Genomic DNA, 18252 nt, shown 5'->3' on the forward strand with positions numbered 1-18252 from the left:
CTACAGTCTACTGCACTAACTCGTCTACTGATTGTTTCTCGTGAATTCGTTTAATCGCTTCACCGATTAGAGGAGCAACAGAGAGTTCAACGATTTTGTCTATTCTTTTGGATTCTGGAAGTGTGATTGAATCTGTTATAACGAGTTCTTTGATGTTTGAATTTTGAATACGTTCGATTGCCGGTCCTGATAAAACTGGATGTGTACAACATGCATACACTTCTTTTGCGCCATTTTCTGTCAGGGCGTTTGCAGCTAACGTAATAGTTCCAGCTGTGTCAATAATATCGTCGATAAGAATCGCAGTTTTTCCTTCGATGTTCCCAACAATATTCATCACTTCTACAACATTAGGTCTAGGACGTCTTTTATCAATAATGGCAATAGGAGCCTTTAGACGATCTGCCAATTTACGAGCACGTGTTACGCCACCGTGATCTGGTGAAACGATCACAAGATCCTCTAAATTCTTATCTTGGAAATACTGAGCAAGGATAGGAACTCCTAAAAGGTGGTCAATAGGAATGTCAAAGAATCCTTGAATTTGTGGTGCATGTAAGTCTAGAGCGATTACACGTGTTGAACCAGCTGTTTCAAGAAGGTTTGCAACAAGCTTTGCAGTAATCGGCTCCCTTGCTCTCGCTTTACGATCTTGTCTTGCATATCCATAGTAAGGAATAACCAAATTGATCGTTTTGGCTGAAGCACGCTTAAGCGCATCTACCATAATAAGCAGCTCCATTAAATGTTCGTTAACTGGATCACTGATTGATTGAATGATATAAACATCACAACCACGGATACTTTCTTCAATATTTATCTGGATTTCTCCGTCACTAAAGCGAGTAACAGAACACTTACCTAATTCGACTCCAAGGATATCACTAATTCTTTTTGATAGAGAAGGATCAGAGTTTAGTGAAAAGATTTTCAAATTAGGATCTTCATAGTGATTAGACATGTTAATGAGTAAACCTCCAATAGCCATTCTTAAATTTTAAGTTAGTTTCCAATTAACTATTTTACACTAAATTTACCTAACGTTAATAATTATTTATTAAAAAAAGCAGAGAATTTGATTAGAAAATCTTTGCTTTTCATCATGTCCTATTGAAACAAGCTAGTTACTCTATTTTAAGAACACTGCTAACATCATTCCACTCCGTTACTTTACCCTCATTAAACCTGATCGTTGAGTATTTATACAACCACTCTTCTCCTGTAATTGAATCAGGTGTTCCCATAGCATTAATAACTTCCTGTATGGAACTACCTACTGTGAATGAGTTTGTAGTAGCTTCAGTCTTTTTCATATAAATGAGAAGATTATTGCTAAAATTATTCCAACCTACTACTTTGTTATCTTGAAATGTAACAGTTGAAAAATGGTAACTCCATTGATTGTCTTTCAGAGTATCAGGTGGACCCATTATATCTCTTACTGTTTCCTTCGTTGATCCTAGTGTGAAATAGTCAGCATGAGGACTTTCTTTCCTTTGCTCGGTATTTTCTAACGTTTCCTTTGTTATACCTGCTTTCTTTTCTAGTTCTTCTATGTAAGATACCTGGTCATAATATTCTTTTTGTAATTCAGCGTATTGTCCTTCCAACAAGGATTGACGATATTTTAATTGATTATATTCTTCTTGACTCACATCTTTAGTTTTTTGATTATCATAATAGGGTTTAGCAAGTAAAGTAAATGCTAACAAGATATTTATGAGGATGGATACAATTAAATAGGTAGAATCAGAACCAGTAGTCGTTTTTTTCTTTCTATTTTTGTCACGAGGCCGCTCGTTATGAAAATTTCGGTCATATTGTTGTTGATTTCTATTAGATCTACTCTCCTCCCCTTGAACACCAGCCATTGATGAATAATTAGTATACGCTCTATTCATATGTGCATCGTATAGAGAATCATAGTTCATTCTTTTTACATCATGATAAAGAGTATCATATGCCTGTTTTATAAGTAGAAACTGCACATGGCTCCCACCAGCATCCGGATGGTACTTTTTCGCCTGTTTTCGGTAAGCCGTTTTAATTTCCTCTTTCGTAGCCTTCCTCTTTATATCTAAAACTCGATAATAATCTATAAAATCATCCATCGAAATCACCCTAACATCTGGACTAATAATACCCCACTTTACCTTAATTTGGTATGTGCAACAATGATGAGATATTCCTATTTTTAGGATAATAAAAAAAGACACATTCCTTTTTCAGCATGTGTCTTTTAAAGGATTATTCTGTATAAATAAACATTTTCTACCTTATATATCGGTTATGATAAAAAAATTAAACGAATCAACAAAATATTTTATAATGGAAAATCCTCTGCCCCAATATAAGCTTCCTTTAAAATCTTAAAATGATGTAGCTCATGTCCTGCTAAAATAAAAACAAGTGCCCGTGCTGTTACCTCAGAACCTAGTGCGGTACCTTTTCTTTCTAAATCCTCAGAGGTTAGTGTTTTGATAAATTGTAAAGTGCTTTGACGAACAACAGAAAAATCCTCTAGTAACTCTTTAACAGATTGTCTATTAAAGTCAGCGTTTTTAATGTAGGCATCTTTATCATAGATATGAAGAGACATTGCTTCCCCTCTCGCGATACAAAGAAGCGTAAAACTTAAAATACGTTCAGTATCTGAGAGATGCCCAATCACTTCCTTTATACTCCATTTGTTAGGTGCGTATTTATATAACCCTTGTGTTTCGGAAAGATTCTTAAGTAAGTTGATTGTTTCGTTATTTTGTTGTTGTAATGTTTCGAAAATGTCACCCTCAGGGACTAAGTCTACGTATTTTGAAAAGTACGTGTTATATTCATCTATAGTTGGTTTATTGATCATATCATCTCATCCTTTCATCTGTATGTAGTTCATATTCGATGAAATATAGCGGATTCCTTCTTTTGGAAGTTTTGTCGAAAACTAATATTTCGTTGAAAACATCAAATAAAAGTTTAAAACTAGCAAATATATAGATCAAATCAATTAAAATCGCAAAATTGGCAAATATATTTGCGGAAACTCCTAATAAATGTAACTAGGCACAACGAAATGTTGTGCCTGCTCACCTTATCCTCATAAACAACGTCCACTAATTTTCCTTACCATTTCCTCTTTAAAATCGTTAATAGATATACGTTCTGACTGATGATCTCCATATTTTCGAACATTCACTGTTCCATTTTCCACTTCTTGATCTCCTAAGACAAGCATATATGGAGTTTTTTTCATCTGAGCTTCCCTGATTTTGTACCCAAGTTTTTCATTGCTGTAATCAATTTTTACTCGGATCCCCGCTTTCTTCAGCTCCGCTTGAATTTGTAAGCAATAATCCATGTGAACATGTGATACCGGAATGATTTCTACTTGTGTTGGTGAGAGCCATAGCGGGAATGCACCTGCAAAATGTTCAATTAATATCCCTAAGAAGCGGTCGATTGAGCCGAATATAGCACGATGTATCACAACAGGACGCACTTTTTCGTTGTTTTGATTAATATAAGAAAGATCAAACTTTTCCGGCATCTGAAAATCTAGTTGAATTGTTGCGCATTGATGACTTCTTTTTAAAGCATCTTTAATATGAAAATCAATTTTAGGTCCGTAAAATGCGCCATCACCCTCGCTAAGATGATAATCGACCTCCAAATCTTGAAGCACATTTTTTAAAGCCTCCTCGGAAAGTTCCCAAAGCATATCATCTCCTAAAGAATCTTCTGGTCTAGTAGAAAGCTCAACAGAATACTCAAATCCAAAAGTACGATAAACTTTATCAATTAATTGAAACACCTGCTTAATTTCATCCTGAATCTGATCTTCACGAACAAAAAGATGTGCATCATCCTGACAAAATGTACGAACCCGAAGAAGTCCATTTAATGCACCGCTGTATTCATGGCGATGAACTTGACCAAATTCAGCCATTCGAATCGGCAAATCTCGATAGGAGTATAGATTATTCTTGAAAATAAGCATATGACCAGGGCAATTCATTGGTTTTAAGGCAAATTTAGTTGAATCCACCTCCGAAAAATACATATTTTCATGATAATGATCCCAGTGACCTGATTTCTCCCATAATTGTTGATTCATCATAAAAGGAGTACGAACTTCGTCATAGTAGGCTTCATTCTGAAGTTCACGCGAAAACCTTTCAAGTTCATTTCTAATTATCTGGCCATTTTTTAAATAAAACGGCATTCCAGGAGCTTCCTCTGAGAACATAAACAGCTCTAGTTGTTTTCCTAGCTTTCGATGATCACGTTTTGCTGCTTCTTCTAAGTAATACAGATAATCTTTTAAGTCATTTTTCTTTTTAAAAGCCACACCATAAACTCGCTGAAGCACATCATTTTCGCTATCACCTCTCCAGTAAGCACCGGATACACGAGTTAACTTAAATGCTTTTATAAAACCAGTTGATGGAAGATGTGGCCCTCGACAAAGATCAATGAATTCACCTTGTTGGTATAGTGACAGCTTTTCATTTTTCGGAATATCTTTTAAAATCTCTAATTTGTAGCTCTCACCTTTTTCTGAAAAAAACTTTTCCGCTTCATCATAAAGTACTTCAATTCGTTTAATCTCTAAGTTTTCTTTTATGATGTTTTCCATCTCTTTTTCGATTTTTTCCAAATCATGTGAAGTAAAGCTATGATCAGATAGTTTCATATCATAATAAAAACCATCTTCAATTACTGGTCCAATTCCTAATTTTACATCACCATAAATTCTTTTCACCGCTTGAGCTAATACATGGGTACTAAGTTGAGTGCCTTAGAATTTGTAAACCTTCTTCAGAATCAAGAGTTACAATAGAAACCTTTGCATCTTGTTCTAGCTTGTAGCTGAGATCAACCAAATGACCATTCACTTTCCCTGCTACCGCATTCTTTTTCAAACTTAACTAATTGATTCAGCCAGCATACTAACTGAGATCCCTTTTTGACATTCTTTTATTTTCCCATCCGGTAATTCAATTTTTACTACATTCATTTAACAAAACACTCCTTTACTATAATAAAAAGCACACTCATCCCTAGATAAGGGACGAGTGTGCTTAATAACCCGTGGTTCCACCCAATTTCCCATAAGTATAAACACTTATGGCTTTGGTGCTGTAACGTAGCATGGACGATATCAGATACTACTTTTCCCTGATATAGCTCAGAGGTGGTAAATGATTTTCCTAAGTTAGGAAGGTCACAGCATTTCCTTCCCTCTCTGGAAACCGTAAAAATCATTCATGTCCTCGTCACTGCTTTTTCTTTTGTAAAATAAAAAAACGCACTCATCCCTAGATAAGGGACGAGTGCGTTAGCGACCCGTGGTTCCACCCAATTTCCCATAAGAAAAAACACTTATGGCTTTGGAGCTGTAACGTAGCCTAGACGATATCAGATACTTATGTTCCCTGATATAGCTCAAAGGTGGTAAATGATCTTCCTAAGTTAGGGAGTCGCAGCATATCTCCCCTCTCTGAAAACCGTAAACATCATTCATGTCCTTTTCATAGCATTGTATTTTTGTGGAAAATAAAAAACACACTCATCCCTATACAAGGGACGAGTGTGTTATAACCCGTGGTTCCACCCAATTTCCCACAAGTAACAAACTTATGGCTTTGGTGCTGTAACGTAGCATATACGGCATTGGATACTCTTTTCCCCAATACAGCTCAAAGGTGGTAAACTACTTTACTGCGTTAGGAAGCTCTCAGCATATCTTCCCTCTCTGGAAACCGTTTAAAGTAACTCATGTCCTTATCATTGCGTTTAAAAGTAAGATTCGTATTTGATTGATTTTGATATTACAATAATATGGAAAGAAATGCAATAACTTAATTTAAATTTTATAATTACCATATTTTCGACATTGTTCGACAAAGTGTTTTGAAATATAATAAGAACAAGACATTAGTGTTACCTTTCGAGATTTTATATCTCTTTTATAAAAAATGCCCTTCCTATTGGAGGGCATTTTCTATATTCTCTCATACACCTGAAAATAATAAGTATACGGGTTTTGGTCATTTTTTATCCCTTTTTCAACAGATACTTCCTTCCAATCCTTTTCATTTACTTCCGGAAAAAATGTATCACCTTCAAAGGAATGATGGATTTTAGTGATATACATATTCTCAACATACGGTAAAAACAATTTATAAATCTGTTCTCCGCCAAAAATAAACACTTCGTTTTCTTGTTTACATAATTCAAAAACCTCTTCTATGGAATGAACAATCTCACAGCCTTCAAAAGAAAAGTCTTTGTCTCTAGTTAAGATAATATTTCTTCTATGAGGTAAAGCTCTGCCAATTGACTCAAAGTTTTTTCTGCCTAATATAATCGCATGCCCTTTTGTTACATTTTTTACATATTCCCAGTCTCGTGGAATTCTCCATGGAATGTCATTTTTATAGCCAATGACTCTATTCTGATCCATCGCAACGATTAAAGAAACTTTCAAAGCAAACCCTCCTATTTTATTTCGTATTTCACATGTAATGACTTGATAACTTTGGAAACTTGTAAGTCTTCCTTCATATCCTCTAGGGAGTGCCATTTAACCTCAGAGAGTGTTTGTTTCTTACCAGCTTCGGGATCAAAACCAAGAGAAGGTATACGATCATTTACTGTACGAACTAAGTAACATCTTTCCTCTCCGTGACTATAGGCACCAACAAATAAACATGTCTCTATTTCCACATCCAAATTTACTTCTTCCTTTACCTCACGAATGACCGCTTCTTCATACGTTTCCCCTTCTTCTACTCCACCACCAGGTAATGTCCAAAACGTTTTATCCGGATAAACCTCTTTAACCATTAAAATGTGATCATCCTTTATAATAGCTGCACATGATCTTTTTCTATTCATTGTTTTCACCTCTTAAATTGTCATTTTATAAAAATCGATTTCCCTTACATCATTTTATCAGCTATCGAGATTTTAAATATGGTCATTTCGGTATAACATTTATATTTAACAGGAAATTGACTAGAAAATTCAAGAAATATAAAGTAGGATAAACATATCAAACATTACTAGAATCAGTACTGATAAGGTTACGGAGAGTGAAATAGAATTGAAAACATTAACAGTTGAAAATTTAGTCAAACAATTTTCATTAAAAGTCTTAACTGGAGTTCATAACCTACAGCAACCTATTACCCAACCAAGATCACACCGCCCAGGCTTGGAGTTTGTTGGTCATTTTGACTTTTTCCCAACTGAACGTGTTCAAATTCTTGGAAGAAAAGAAATTAACTATTTGCATAAGTTAAGCATAGACGAACGTCAAATGCGAATTGGTAATATTGTAAAATACCATCCACCCTGTTTTATTGTAACAGCTCGACCAGAAGGCTTAACCTATTTGACTCAATATTGCATTGAAGAAAACATCCCCTTGTTATGCACAAACGAGCCAGAAACGACTTCTGAATTTATGATGAAGCTTGATTCATACATGGTAAAAGCACTTGCGGAGGAAATTGCCGTACACGGCGTATGCGTGAATGTATATGGTATGGGAATTTTAATCCGTGGGAAATCAGGTGTTGGGAAAAGTGAAACAGCTCACACGTTAATAGGTAAAGGCCATCGACTTGTAGCGGATGATATTGTTGTCTTAAAAAAGCTTAGTCCCCGAACCATTCTAGGAACTCATGATGAAAAAACAAAGGAATTTTTATCCCTACGTAGCATCGGACTCTTAAATGTTGTTCGCTTATACGGCAGAAAGGCGTTTCAAGATGAAACTCGAATTGCACTTGATATTGAATTGAAAAAATGGGAAAAAAATTCACTAAATAATGAATTAGAACATGAACAGACTTTTACTGATTATATGGGTGTTAAAGTTCCACATGTTGAAATCCAGCTTCAGCCAGGTCGGGATGTAGCAGGATTAATTGAGGCTGCTGCAAACAATTGGCTTTTAAAGCAACAAGGGTATAGTGCAGCAGAAGAATTTATGAAACGTCTTGAATCAGAGTTTAATTAAATTGTATATAAAATCAGGCACAAACTAGTAAAGTTAGTTTGTGCCTGATTTTTATAGGAAGCTCTTATTTAGATTATTAATCGCAGTTTTTAATGACTTCAAAGGATTCATAATCTTTATCGAGGTCTTATTCTCAACCTGCTCTGCGCCCTCAACCATGGACAATTGAGCAACAGATAGTATTCTATTGTTTTGTCTTAATTGCTCTAAGCACTCAACTATTTTTTGATTATATTCTTCTTGTAAACCATTCATAATCAAGTTAAATGAGTTTTCAATCACAGCAACTTCTATATCAATTGATTTTTGATGAGCTGTAGCATATTTATAAAGACGTGACATTGTTCCATCAACAGTTGCCGGATTTGAGAAAACAATCGTTTGTGGTCCTTTCATCTGACAAAGAGATTCAAAAAAAGGTTCATCAATTTTAATAATCGGGACTGCAGTGGTTACTACGGCATCCTCTAGAAGAGCTATGTAGTTTGTACATGTTATTAAAATGGCATCCACCTGACAGTTCGCAACCCATTCAATTTGCTCCCTCACCTTAGCTTGAGCATTTTTTCTTGATAAAGAATGACCAGGTTGAATACAGTGCATTAATCCTGGATCCACAAAATGAAGAAACTCTATTGTAGAAGTTGAAAATGCTTTTTCAAGATAATTTATATTTGAAGAATAATGCGCGTGTATACACCCAACTTTTTTCACGATCATTCTCCCTTTGATTCTATGAGTTTTTTGTGGCTTTTATCAACACAGCTTCTCCAAGAAACGATTCAACTTTGTTATGTTGAATGGTTATACGAAATTTATTTTTCACCTCTTGTTTACTAGTTATAATATATTCATTTAACGCTTTTTTATCGTCTTGTGACATTTTCATTCGATCACACCAACTGTCAAATTCAAACTTTTTCTCAAAGCGATATAATTCCTGTATTTCAAAACCTTCTTGCTCTAACATGTTTATCCACTCTGTTTTCTTCCACGCGCGAAAATGACTAAAATCTCTTATTTTTTCAATTTTATTATAAAAGTGATCATATTCATATACTTCAGGTGCAACATTGTCATCAAGAAGAAATTGACCGTTACCTTTTAAAACCCGGTGAACTTCACTAACAAACTGTTGAATGTTTGGAAAGTGATGTGGAGCAATTCGACAAGTAACCAGATCAAAGGAATGATCTTGAAAAGGAAGCTTTTCTGCATCACCTTCAACAAAGACAACATTTGAATGACCATTTCCCTTGATAAACGTTTCAGCAGCCGATAGCATTTCAGGTGTTAAATCAACAGCTGTTACTTTGTGTACAAGAGGTGCAAAAGCGTTTGCCGTATGTCCTCCTCCAGTTGCGACATCAAGGACATGTTCAATCCCTTTCACATGAGCTATTTCTAATAATTTTTGTAAATCTGCTCCCTTACGATGACCACTACTTTTTACATACTCATCAGCACTGCGCCCAAATTGCTTTTGAACATCTTTTTTAATATCCATTCCTTCTCCCCCTTTCGTTTGTCAGTAAAATCATCTCTCTCCTTTTATTATAATAAAAAAGGGAGATAAGAAAATGTTGATTGTTTTATGAAACGCAATAAGGGTAACTTATTGGGCGAGAAAGAATGAAGCTAAAATAGGCTGTATTTTCTTCACAATAGAACATACTAACAACAAAAGGAGTGATAAAAATGACAAACAATCCAGATAAAGGTTCAATGTCTAGAGGATACTCAGATGACAAACATCAGGCACAAAACTATAACGAGGAAATTAGCATGGAGACATTAGCAAAACAAGCTCTTGAACAAACAATTAAAGAAGGTGGTGCCTTCGCACGAGAAAATTCTGATCAATTTAAACAATAAAAAGAGGTTATCTTAAGCTGGGTGTCTTTCTTAAGTAGGTGGGTTTTCGGGAACAGGCACCTATATTCTATTAGTTAGCTGGTGGAATCGTTAGGTGTCCCTGATATGGTATGTATTGAGACAGGGTGATGCTGGAAGAGATAATTGGTGTCCCGATTAAACAGGTATCGAGACAGGATGATGTTGGAATAGATAGGTTGTGTCTCGATTAAGCGGGTATCGAGACAGGATGTTGTTGGAAGAGATAATTAGTGTCCCGATTAAACAGGTATCGAGACAGGATGATGTAGGAAAAGATAGGTTGTGTCTCGATTAAGCTGGTATCGAGACAGGATGATGTTGGAATAGATAATTAGTGTCCCGATTAAGCGGGTATTGAGACAGAATGATGCAGGAATAGATAATTAGTGTCTCGATTAAACAGGTATTGAGACAGGCTGATGGTGGAAAAGATAGGTTGTGTCTCGATTAAGCGGGTATCGAGACAGGATGATGGTGGAAAAGATAATTGGTGTCCCGATTAAGCGGGTATTGAGACAGAATGATGCAGGAAGAGATAGCTTGTTTCTCGATTAAACAGGTATCGAGACAGGATGATGTAGGAAAAGATAGCTTGTGTCTCGATTAAGCCAGTATTGAGACAGGATGATGTAGGAAAAGATAGGTTGTGTCTCGATTAAGCTGGTATCGAGACAGGATGATGCAGGAAGAGATAGCTTGTGTCTCGATTAAGCAAATATCGAGACAAGATGATGCAGGAAGAGATAATTAGTGTCCCGATTAAGCTGGTATTGAGACAGAATGATGCAGGAAGAGATAATTAGTGTCCCGATTAAGCTGGTATCGAGACAGGATGATGCAGGAAGAGCAAACTTGTGTCCCAATTAAGCCAGAATCGAGACCGTATTCTGCTGCAAGAGTCAATTGGTGTCCCGATTAAACCAGAAGCAAGGCAAAATTTCTGCTCTGGCCCCCATTTTAGTAACAAACCCAATCAAACCGCTAAGCCTAGGTCCATAAGTTACTACTAACTCCTCAAAGCTTCCTTCAAAGCACTTATCGCATTTATTACTTCTTTCATATTTCCCTTACTATTCATATTGTTCCTAGCATGAAGAAGAACTGGTCTTACCGACTCGACAGAACGACCAAACTCATACATCCACTCATAGCGTGGAACCATCCATGTGTGAAAATGGTGAGTTGTATCTTCGTTATAAAAATAATAAACATGCTCTATTCCCAAGGTTTCTCTTTGAGCTTTTCTAATTTGAGATAAAGCAGTGATATAATCGATTCTTTCTTCCTCGGTTAATTCATCTAAGCACTTAATATGTCGCTTAGATGCCAAAATGACTAACCCTTTTATGGGGTAGGCAACATCTTGATGTGCATGAAAGAACTCTGTTTCCATCACTACACCGCCCTCAGGCTCAATTAGTCCACTTGTTAAGGCACAACTTAAACATTCAACTTCTACTGTGTTTCCGTTGGATAAAGTTATTTTTCTCATTGTGGTCTCCCTCTATATTCAATGATCTTCTATGTACATGCCACAAGTAAATATATAACAAGCCTCCCATTAAATAAACATCTTTTTCAAAGCAACAATTTTACTCCTTCTGAAAACCATTCCCGCAAAAACAAGCATAAGCCCCCTCTTTCCTTAAAAACAAAACAATGTAATTGAAATAAAAAACTATATCTGATACGATTTAATCGTACACGATTTATATAAAAGAGGAGGAAATCAAGATGAACACAGTGTTTGATTTCACAGTTAAAAAACCAAATGGTGACACAAAATCTTTGAGTGATTATGCAGGAAAAACGTTACTTATTGTTAATACTGCAAGTAAATGTGGTTTAACGAATCAATTTAGTGGATTGCAAGAGCTTTATGAAAAATATAACAGTAAGGGCTTGGAGATTTTAGGATTTCCATGTGGTCAATTTAATGATCAGGAGTATGAAAATATTGAGGAAACAACTCAGTTTTGTCAGTTAAATTACGGTGTATCTTTTCCTATGTTTGCAAAGATCGATGTGAACGGTGATGCTGCTGATCCTCTTTTTTCATTTTTAAAAGAACAAAAGAAAGGTGTACTATCCAAAGAAATAAAATGGAATTTCACAAAATTTCTTGTTGATAAGAATGGAAATGTCGTTAAACGCTATGCACCAACAACAGATCCAGCTAAAATAGAAATGGATATTGCTAACCTATTATAAGTTTTGTGAAGGATGAGTTAGTTGAATGATTTTTTAACCTTAGAAAATCAGCTTTGTTTTGCTATTTATGAAACAGGCAGCCAGTTTACAAAATTATACACAAAAGCACTTAAGGAATTTGGGATCACGTACCCACAATATTTAGTGTTATTGGCTTTATGGGAAAAAGATGGACTTACAGTAAAAGAGCTCGGAGAAAAGTTGAACCTAGGTACCGGCACTTTAACACCGATGGTAAAAAGACTCGAAGCAAATGGTTGGGTTACAAAAGAGCGCTCTTCAATAGACGAGAGAAAAGTTAGTATCTATCTTCAAGCTAAAGCAATAGAAGAAAAAGAAGCCATTTCCGAAAAAATTACAAAAGAAATCGTGTTGTGCAATATTGAGTTACAAGAATATGAACAATTAATGAGGAACTTAAAACTTCTTCAACAAAAACTAGTTAAACGCAATAATGGACTTTAAACAGAAAACTCGTCGATTAACGTAGTTGCCCGTAGCCCTCATACCCTAGAATTGGCAGCTTTGGCCATTTATCATCATAGCTGCCAATTTATCCCGAGAAATAAATAAAACCTCAATCCTCTAATAGATACTTTTTTATAAACTCAGTAAAGCTTTTTACTTCGTTTGTTTCTACTTTTGTTACCAAATAGGTTACTGAAACTGGTGGTGAAATTTGATCAGATTCGATTTCTGATAGAATGTTCTTTTTTAGATCATCCTTCACCATTGAAAATGGTAAATACGAAACGCCTAAGTTATTTTCTATGAATTTTTTTGTTACTTCAACTTGATTCACAGTCATTGTTCGAATTCTTGGATAATGTTTTTTCACTTCGTTCAACAAGGAATCCCAATAATCAGGATGATTATGTGTAATAAGCCGGAAATGTGATAAAGCATGCTGCTCATTTCTCAAGCTTCCTTCCCATTCATTTGGACCAACCAAAATAACCGGCTCCTCGTGGATAGGTTCACTTTTTACATTTGTTTGGATAGGAGTCATTCTTGATAATCCCAAGTCCGCTTTGCCACCACTTATTGCTTCTCCCACCTCATAAGAGTTTACAACGTCTACTATTACTTCAATATCAGGATGACTATTAATAAATTCTCTCAATAATCTTGGTAAAAAAGATGAGGCAATTTGCGGTGCTGTTGCAATGGTTAATTTGCGATTATAGCCCTGCTTCCATGACTCAAAAAAGTCTATTCCTTGTTCATAAGTTGCTATAAAATCTTTTGCATAAGATAGGAATGTATGACCTGCAGAAGTTAAAAAAACAGCTTTCCCTCTTCTTTCGAATAGTTGTACGTTTAAATGCTCTTCAAGACGTTTTATATGCTTTGTAATGGCTGGTTGAGTGAGAAATAGTTCTTCTGATGCTTGTCTAAAATTCTCAAACTTCGCACACACAATGAACGTTTTTAACCATCTTATCTCCATCATGATCTCCTTATAACGAACCGTTATTAAAATCTTCCATTTTTGTTAATTTTAATTATAACTTTTATCCCCTATAATTCAATTACGTATTACAGATTTCTAGACTTATAGGTTGTTATAAAAAGGAGGATTTATCATGAAGCAAGTTGAAAAGGATATGTGGGACGCACATTTATATGATGGAAAACATTCGTTTGTATCAGAGTTTGGTCATGATTTAATTAATATGTTATCTCCTAAAAAAGGAGAAAGAATTTTGGATATTGGATGCGGAACAGGTGATTTGGCAAATAAGCTATTTCAATATGAGGTAGATGTGACGGGGATTGATAAGTCCGAGAATATGATCAACCAAGCATGTATGAAATACCCACATATACGTTTTATGGCCAAAGATGTTTTAGAAATGGAATACAACAATTCATTTGATGCCATTTTTTCTAACGCAACTCTACATTGGATAAAAGAGCCGCAACAAGCACTTTCTCGAATATATACTAGTTTAAAGCCTGGAGGTAGATTTGTTGCAGAGTTTGGAGGAGAAGGCAATGTTCAAAAAATTACGGATGAAATCATCAATGCATTTCAACTTACTGATATTGACTTTAACATGAAGCAGTTCCCCTGGTATTTTCCGAGTGTAGGAAAATACACCTCATTAATGGAAAGAGTTGGATTTCATGTAACATTTGCTTGTCATTTTGATCGCCCAACTCCTTTAGATGAAGAAAGCGGCTTAAGGGATTGGATCACGATGTTTGCGGGGGAAATGTTTAAGAATCAAAACGAATATGAAAAAGAGCGATTAATTAAACATGTAGAAAATAATCTAAGGGAATCTCTCTATCAAGATGGTTGTTGGATCGCAGATTATAAAAGAATTCGAGTTATTGGGATCAAGGAATAAGAAAAAGAAGAGACTTTGTTCTCTTCTTTTCTGATAAGTTATAAATTCGAAAATCCATATTCCTCTAGAATCATCAAAGCCTTTTCTGATTTCATATAACTAAAGAACGTCTTTGCTTCTTCTAAATTTTTACTCTCATTTATCACACCAATTGGATAAATGATTGGTGTATGTGTCCCTTCTTCTGCTGTTGCAATAACGTTGACTTTGGAAGAAACAAGTGCATCCGTATTGTAGACGATCCCAGCATCAACATTTCCTGTTTCTACATAGGTTAGTACTTGTCTTACATCTTTGGAATACACAATTTTATTCTCAATGTTTCCCCATTCCCCTATTGCTTCAAGCATTTCTTTAGCATATTTTCCTGCAGGGACTGTTTCTGGAATACCGATTGAAATCTTATTAGCTTTTTCTTTTAAATCACTAAACGATCCGATCTCTTTTTGACTTTTTATAGGTGTTACTAAAACAAGTTTATTACTAACCAAATCAACCGCATTTTCTTCATCAATGAGCCCTTTTTTCACCAGTTCATCAAACTTATCCTCTGCTGCTGAAAAAAATAAGTCCGCTGGTGCACCTTGCAAGATTTGTTGTTGTAATGTTCCGGAGCTTCCAAAATTAAACGTAACTTTGATGTTTGGATGCTCATTCTCAAATTGACTTTTGATTTCATTCAGTGCATCTGTTAAGCTAGCGGCAGCAGAAACGGTTATCTCCACAACTTCCTGTGAATCTCCTTTTGTATCTTGTGCTGATGAGCTACAGCCAGCTAAACAGGATAGAAAAACAAATAGTATAAATAGCTTTTTCAAGATGACTCTCTCTCCTTGATATTTTTCATCATACAGTCCATTTTAACTAATTGTCTTGGATATGTAATGAAAAACATCACACCTTATCAGATGTTTCTTAAAACATTCACAATTTTAATAATAAGAAGATGTATTTTTAGACATTTTCAGAAAAATATTTGTAATTAGTTTGGAGAAAAGAAAAATCAAGCAATAGCCTATGAAAAGATAAAAATAATTCGCCCATTTATGAAGGAGAAAAAAATTGTGCATGACTAGTATCGGCTTACAAATAAATGACAAAAAGAGTGCTAAGACAATAGTGTACAAATAGAAGTTTTTATTATGATTTAACGTCCATTGGTAAACTAGAATAAACAGCACTGGTACTAGTGCAGTGTCTAAAGATAGATTACCTGGCACATAAGGAGTGAGTTCATAAGGATATCCCCATAATCCCTGCTTATTTCCCCACGTATCTACTATTCCAAACCATACATTTATATTAAAACCATAAAATCCTAAGAGAAACATTTTTTTTCGATCAATAACAAAATATAATACTAATAATGGAGTCAAAAACATCAACAAAAATATCACCCAAAATTGCCAAGATTGAAAATTTGAATATTGGTGCCAATATTCAACCCTTAAATCTGTAACATCCTTCATCAAAGAGTTTATTTTTTCATAAGCTTCCATTTGTTGTTGATCCATATTAATTTTCAATCATAACACTCCACTCATCGTCATTGTTTTATTTTTTGTTAAAAACAAGAAATACATGCAAGAGTGGAAAAAAACTTTTTCATAGCAATCCTACCCTGTAGCTGAAACTTACTCTATAAAGAAAACAGGTGCAGAATCAACATTTTTCAGCCATATTTCTTCTTTACTATCTAACCCCTTTTTCATCCAAACATCACCATGTGATTCCTCTGTTGATGCTTTACGAACCCAAGTGATATAAGAAGAAACCGCTTGAGGATCTATATCAAGCTCATTACTTCTCGGATTAGTTAATTGATATTGCTCGTTTGTTTTTAACGAAATCAGATAAAGAGCTGTTTTCATTGTAGGAACTGGTCCTTCCTCCCACTCTTTATTTTCTTTAGCACGAGCAACGATCATTTTTTCAGAAGAGTACCATTCTAAGTCAAGATCGACAAAACCTTTAGGTGTGTATTCTCTTTGGTTTGTAGAGGTAGGCATCTCTTTTATTTTGAGATTCTTGTTTTCTACGAAGAATCTCCCTTCTCCAGAAATATAAGCTAACTGTTCAGAAGCTGGAGCCCACTTCACCCAATCCGGATATCCTAGCATTTTCCCAACCTGTTGAAATTGTTCTCCTTGCTCGGAAAGTACACATAAAGTGTTACTGTCCATCGACCAGGACGCAGTTGGTATGCCTATAAAGCTTACCCATTTCCCATCATAACTCCACTTAAAATAATCAGCATAAATGAAAAATAAATCAGGAACTTTTGTTTTAATCGTATAAAATGATTTGATTTTATTTGAGTTTAGCTTTGCATCAATAGGAATTCTAAATAGCTGTACTGGACCCCATCCTGTAGGAAGTAAGTTGGCTTGCGATGAAACAATAAATTCTTTTCCATTTGGAAACCATTCAAAGCCGTTTACACCTAATGCGACATTTTCAAAACCGTGCGGGCGACCATTCTTCATTTTCGTTACATTTAACACGCCGCCAGAAGTATAGGCTAATTGATTGTTAATTGGTGACCATTTAAAATCTGATGTTTCGACGACGACGTAAGGCTTGTAATTCTCTTTCTTTTTCATATCATAGATAAATAAATTTGATGCCTCGCCAAGCTTTTCACTTTTCAGATAAGCTAAAAATTGACCATCATGTGACCATTGAGGTGAATTTACATAGCCTCATTTGTAAGCTGTATTTCTTGGTCACCGTTTTTGATCCACAGTTGATGGTCTCTAATAAATGCTGCTTTTAGTGGTATTTCAGCACTGGCAATCGTTGAAAAAAGAATACAGTTGAAAATAAGTAAAAACAAAATTCGAAATCCCATGACGACTCCCTCCTTTTTAGTAGGTTGTCCTAATCAAGTTTGAGAATTCGTATAAGAAAAAACAGCAAGGGGGTTATCCTTACTGTCTGTTTGATCATTCTCTCAAATAAAGAATATAGGTGTTATAAACACAACGAGTAGCAAAATAAACGGATATAACACAAGTCGTGTGATGGAATTTCCTTTAATATTAAGTAGATCTATTGGACTTTTTGCAGGTGCATAAATCCAGTTTGCTATACGATCTACCTTACTTTTTTTAGGGGGATGTCAGGTACTTTAACATGAAATTCCTCTAAACGTTTCTGAAGCTCCTTCGGAATCTCGTTTCTACTCATTCTTTTACCTCCAATAAAACCTTTAATTTTTTCAAAGATGTATGCAGTCTTGATTTTACAGTACCTATTGGAATCTCAAGAATTTTAGAGATCTCCTTTTGTGTTTGATCGTGATAATAAGTTAAGAGAATAACGGCACGTTGATCATCGGGGAGCTGTTGAATGGCTGATTGAATCGTTAGTTTATCTTCTAGTGGTAATTCATGCTGGTCGTTTTGTTGATATAAAAATGGCAATAGCTTTTTAAAGCGATTTCGACGTTTCAGACGATTAATCATAATTTGATAAGCCATACGAAATAAAAAGGTTTTTACACTAGATTTACTCTCGTCAAACGTTTCATGATATTTATGAAACCTTATAAACGTATCCTGCACAATATCAATGCTAAGTTGTTCATCTTGACAATATCGATAAACGAATTGATAGATTGAAGGTTTATAGGTAACAAATAATTCCTCGATCGATTGTTCATCATGCTTTCCGTCATCAGCATATGAGAAATCTTTATTTAAACTCATGAGACCACCGTTCTTTTATCCCTTTAAAAACAAAAGCAATTCTTGTGATAAACCA

The 18252-nt window shown here is 35.1% G+C and carries 17 protein-coding genes, 2 pseudogenes and 3 other annotated features; of the genes and pseudogenes, 5 read left to right on the forward strand and 14 right to left on the reverse strand.

The features are described 5' to 3' along the window. Positions 1–7: 7 nt before the first annotated feature. From MVE64_RS25585 to MVE64_RS25610, 6 genes and pseudogenes are all read right to left on the reverse strand, one after another. Positions 8–961 (reverse strand): ribose-phosphate diphosphokinase, encoded by a 954-nt coding sequence (locus tag MVE64_RS25585; RefSeq protein ID WP_247342368.1) that lies wholly within the window; start codon positions 959–961, stop codon positions 8–10. 163 nt (positions 962–1124) lie between these two features. Next, positions 1125–2111 carry a DnaJ domain-containing protein gene (locus tag MVE64_RS25590; protein WP_247342371.1) on the reverse strand — a complete coding sequence of 329 codons (987 nt, stop codon included), beginning with the start codon at positions 2109–2111 and terminating at the stop codon, positions 1125–1127. Positions 2112–2323: 212 nt separating this feature from the next. Then, a complete protein-coding gene (locus MVE64_RS25595) occupies positions 2324–2857 on the reverse strand; it encodes a DinB family protein (protein ID WP_247342374.1) in 534 nt (177 codons plus the stop codon). Positions 2858–3091: 234 nt separating this feature from the next. Continuing rightward, positions 3092–5011, reverse strand: a pseudogene (thrS, locus tag MVE64_RS25600) (threonine--tRNA ligase). 47 nt (positions 5012–5058) lie between these two features. Next, positions 5059–5283 (reverse strand) — a binding site (T-box leader). A 33-nt stretch (positions 5284–5316) separates the two neighbouring features. Beyond that, positions 5317–5538, reverse strand: a binding site (T-box leader). A gap of 35 nt (positions 5539–5573) precedes the next feature. Then, positions 5574–5794: a binding site (T-box leader), on the reverse strand. Positions 5795–5998: 204 nt separating this feature from the next. Continuing rightward, the gene (dfr, locus tag MVE64_RS25605) at positions 5999–6484 is read right to left on the reverse strand and encodes a DfrD/DfrG/DfrK family trimethoprim-resistant dihydrofolate reductase (protein ID WP_247342376.1); all 486 of its coding nucleotides are present in this window, start codon (positions 6482–6484) and stop codon (positions 5999–6001) included. Positions 6485–6495: 11 nt separating this feature from the next. Next, positions 6496–6894: an NUDIX domain-containing protein gene (locus MVE64_RS25610; protein ID WP_247342379.1), complete on the reverse strand. Its 399-nt coding sequence runs from the start codon at positions 6892–6894 to the stop codon at positions 6496–6498. Positions 6895–7102: 208 nt separating this feature from the next. Between MVE64_RS25610 and hprK the strand changes: the two genes are divergently transcribed. Further along, positions 7103–8023, forward strand: a complete 921-nt coding sequence (hprK, locus tag MVE64_RS25615; protein WP_247342382.1) for an HPr(Ser) kinase/phosphatase — start codon at positions 7103–7105, stop codon at positions 8021–8023. Positions 8024–8074: 51 nt separating this feature from the next. Here the strand turns inward: hprK and MVE64_RS25620 are convergent, their stop codons facing one another. Further along, the gene (locus MVE64_RS25620) at positions 8075–8743 is read right to left on the reverse strand and encodes a hypothetical protein (RefSeq protein ID WP_247342384.1); all 669 of its coding nucleotides are present in this window, start codon (positions 8741–8743) and stop codon (positions 8075–8077) included. A gap of 13 nt (positions 8744–8756) precedes the next feature. Then, on the reverse strand, positions 8757–9530 hold the full coding sequence (locus MVE64_RS25625) for a class I SAM-dependent methyltransferase (RefSeq protein ID WP_247342387.1): 774 nt from the start codon (positions 9528–9530) through the stop codon (positions 8757–8759). A 191-nt stretch (positions 9531–9721) separates the two neighbouring features. On the opposite strand from MVE64_RS25625, the gene MVE64_RS25630 reads away from it, so the two are divergent. Then, entirely contained in the window at positions 9722–9898 is a 177-nt protein-coding gene (locus tag MVE64_RS25630; protein ID WP_247342390.1) for a hypothetical protein, read from the forward strand. Positions 9899–10925: 1027 nt separating this feature from the next. Here MVE64_RS25630 and MVE64_RS25635 read toward each other — a convergent pair. Next, positions 10926–11411 (reverse strand): HIT family protein, encoded by a 486-nt coding sequence (locus MVE64_RS25635; protein ID WP_247342392.1) that lies wholly within the window; start codon positions 11409–11411, stop codon positions 10926–10928. Between the two features lie 242 nt (positions 11412–11653). Here MVE64_RS25635 and MVE64_RS25640 point away from each other — a divergent pair, with 242 nt between their 5' ends. Both MVE64_RS25640 and MVE64_RS25645 read left to right on the forward strand, forming a co-directional pair. Beyond that, positions 11654–12130, forward strand: a complete 477-nt coding sequence (locus MVE64_RS25640) for a glutathione peroxidase (protein WP_247342394.1) — start codon at positions 11654–11656, stop codon at positions 12128–12130. A 21-nt stretch (positions 12131–12151) separates the two neighbouring features. Beyond that, positions 12152–12595: a MarR family winged helix-turn-helix transcriptional regulator gene (locus MVE64_RS25645; protein ID WP_247342397.1), complete on the forward strand. Its 444-nt coding sequence runs from the start codon at positions 12152–12154 to the stop codon at positions 12593–12595. A gap of 112 nt (positions 12596–12707) precedes the next feature. Here the strand turns inward: MVE64_RS25645 and MVE64_RS25650 are convergent, their stop codons facing one another. Then, positions 12708–13580, reverse strand: coding sequence for a LysR family transcriptional regulator (locus MVE64_RS25650; RefSeq protein WP_247342400.1), 873 nt, complete (start codon positions 13578–13580; stop codon positions 12708–12710). 136 nt (positions 13581–13716) lie between these two features. On the opposite strand from MVE64_RS25650, the gene MVE64_RS25655 reads away from it, so the two are divergent. Then, positions 13717–14487: a class I SAM-dependent methyltransferase gene (locus MVE64_RS25655; RefSeq protein ID WP_247342402.1), complete on the forward strand. Its 771-nt coding sequence runs from the start codon at positions 13717–13719 to the stop codon at positions 14485–14487. A gap of 38 nt (positions 14488–14525) precedes the next feature. Here the strand turns inward: MVE64_RS25655 and modA are convergent, their stop codons facing one another. The 4 genes and pseudogenes from modA to MVE64_RS25675 all read right to left on the reverse strand — a co-directional run bounded on the left by modA (position 14526) and on the right by MVE64_RS25675 (position 18197). Beyond that, positions 14526–15305 (reverse strand): molybdate ABC transporter substrate-binding protein, encoded by a 780-nt coding sequence (modA, locus tag MVE64_RS25660; protein ID WP_247342406.1) that lies wholly within the window; start codon positions 15303–15305, stop codon positions 14526–14528. Between the two features lie 114 nt (positions 15306–15419). Next, on the reverse strand, positions 15420–16013 hold the full coding sequence (locus MVE64_RS25665; RefSeq protein WP_232273454.1) for a CBO0543 family protein: 594 nt from the start codon (positions 16011–16013) through the stop codon (positions 15420–15422). Positions 16014–16121: 108 nt separating this feature from the next. Continuing rightward, a pseudogene (locus MVE64_RS25670) lies at positions 16122–17338 on the reverse strand (TolB family protein). Positions 17339–17672: 334 nt separating this feature from the next. Further along, positions 17673–18197 (reverse strand): RNA polymerase sigma factor, encoded by a 525-nt coding sequence (locus MVE64_RS25675; protein ID WP_247342408.1) that lies wholly within the window; start codon positions 18195–18197, stop codon positions 17673–17675. Positions 18198–18252: the final 55 nt, after the last annotated feature.

It is taken from the genome of Metabacillus endolithicus, from assembly GCF_023078335.1.
Taxonomy (GTDB): domain Bacteria; phylum Bacillota; class Bacilli; order Bacillales; family Bacillaceae; genus Metabacillus; species Metabacillus endolithicus.

Bases quoted from the DNA above. Each gene is read 5' to 3' on its own strand.
- MVE64_RS25610 (WP_247342379.1), bottom strand. From the start codon at position 6,894: ATGAATAGAAAAAGATCATGTGCAGCTATTATAAAGGATGATCACATT.
- MVE64_RS25630 (WP_247342390.1), top strand. From the start codon at position 9,722: ATGACAAACAATCCAGATAAAGGTTCAATGTCTAGAGGATACTCAGAT.
- MVE64_RS25675 (WP_247342408.1), bottom strand. From the start codon at position 18,197: ATGAGTTTAAATAAAGATTTCTCATATGCTGATGACGGAAAGCATGAT.
- MVE64_RS25655 (WP_247342402.1), top strand. From the start codon at position 13,717: ATGAAGCAAGTTGAAAAGGATATGTGGGACGCACATTTATATGATGGA.
- MVE64_RS25650 (WP_247342400.1), bottom strand. From the start codon at position 13,580: ATGGAGATAAGATGGTTAAAAACGTTCATTGTGTGTGCGAAGTTTGAG.
- MVE64_RS25590 (WP_247342371.1), bottom strand. From the start codon at position 2,111: ATGGATGATTTTATAGATTATTATCGAGTTTTAGATATAAAGAGGAAG.
- MVE64_RS25635 (WP_247342392.1), bottom strand. From the start codon at position 11,411: ATGAGAAAAATAACTTTATCCAACGGAAACACAGTAGAAGTTGAATGT.
- MVE64_RS25625 (WP_247342387.1), bottom strand. From the start codon at position 9,530: ATGGATATTAAAAAAGATGTTCAAAAGCAATTTGGGCGCAGTGCTGAT.
- MVE64_RS25595 (WP_247342374.1), bottom strand. From the start codon at position 2,857: ATGATCAATAAACCAACTATAGATGAATATAACACGTACTTTTCAAAA.
- MVE64_RS25585 (WP_247342368.1), bottom strand. From the start codon at position 961: ATGTCTAATCACTATGAAGATCCTAATTTGAAAATCTTTTCACTAAAC.
- MVE64_RS25620 (WP_247342384.1), bottom strand. From the start codon at position 8,743: ATGATCGTGAAAAAAGTTGGGTGTATACACGCGCATTATTCTTCAAAT.
- MVE64_RS25640 (WP_247342394.1), top strand. From the start codon at position 11,654: ATGAACACAGTGTTTGATTTCACAGTTAAAAAACCAAATGGTGACACA.